Here is a 1,143-nt window from a genome sequence, read left to right on the forward strand (position 1 = left end):
GATTTAGGAATATAAGCGCTTGCACCATGACCAATTGAGCGACTTATCGTCTCGGCATCTTCACGAGCAGACACGACAGCAACCGGAATTGAAGGAAATTTCTCACGTACTGTCACCAAGCCAAATAGGTCTTGGCTGCCGGGCATATGCAGATCAAGTAGTAAAAGGTCTAGCTCCGGGTCTTCAGCAATGGCTGCCAGAGTCGTCTCCAGGTCAGACGATTCAGTGATCGTAACGTTTTCAAAGTGGGCGTTAATAATTTCTAACAAGGCACTGCGAAAAAGTGGATGATCATCTGCGATATGAAAATGGTACATAAGTTCTCCGAACAGGATTGAATGTCTGTTCAATGTTTATTATTAGAATACGTTCCTTGGAGAACAGCATAGCCTGACTGGTCATAATTTTCGAGGGGTAGATAATGCCTTTCATCTCCCCTCGAGCAACCCTATAGTTATGAGTCAGTGCGGTTCAAACGACCCTCGATCAGCACATCAACTACTGAAGGGTCGTTCAGCGTTGAGGTATCCCCCAAGTTGCCAAAGTCATCTGCAGCAATTTTGCGAAGGATCCTGCGCATGATCTTGCCAGATCGCGTCTTGGGTAAGGCATCGACCCACTGAATCAGCTCAGGAGTCGCAACGGGCCCCATTTCGACTCTCACATGTTGCTTCAGTAACTCCGTTGCATTGGCTGCAAGTTCAACTCCATCCATCGGCGTCACGTAAACATAGATAGCTTCACCTTTGATATCATGTGGATAACCAACAACAGCTGCTTCCGCCACATCAGGATGAGACACCAAAGCACTCTCTAATTCAGCGGTTCCTAAGCGATGACCTGAAACATTCAAGACATCATCAACACGCCCGGTAATCCAGAAATAGCCATCAGCATCTCGCTTGGCACCGTCGCCTGTAAAGTACATATTGTCATGAGTTGAAAAATAGGTTTCGATAAACCGTGCGTGATCATTCCAGATGGTACGAGCCTGCCCCGGCCAGGAGTCCATAATAACCAAATGACCACTCGTTTCACCTTGGAGAATATCACTATTGGTATCTACCAACTCTGCTTGTATACCAAATAGTGGATGACAGGCAGACCCCGGTTTAGATTCTGTTGCATAGGGTAAAGGCGTCA

General features: G+C 46.8%; 1 protein-coding gene and 1 pseudogene. Both read right to left on the reverse strand.

Annotated features, from left to right (window positions below; all coding sequences use genetic code 11):
• Positions 1-317: response regulator (locus A3766_RS25870; RefSeq protein WP_156491511.1), on the reverse strand; the 317-nt coding region annotated here is incomplete at its 3' end.
• Positions 318-454: 137 nt separating this feature from the next.
• Positions 455-1,143: pseudogene (locus A3766_RS25875) on the reverse strand (AMP-binding protein); the annotation flags it as partial.

The sequence above is a fragment of the Oleiphilus sp. HI0132 genome, assembly GCF_001635845.1.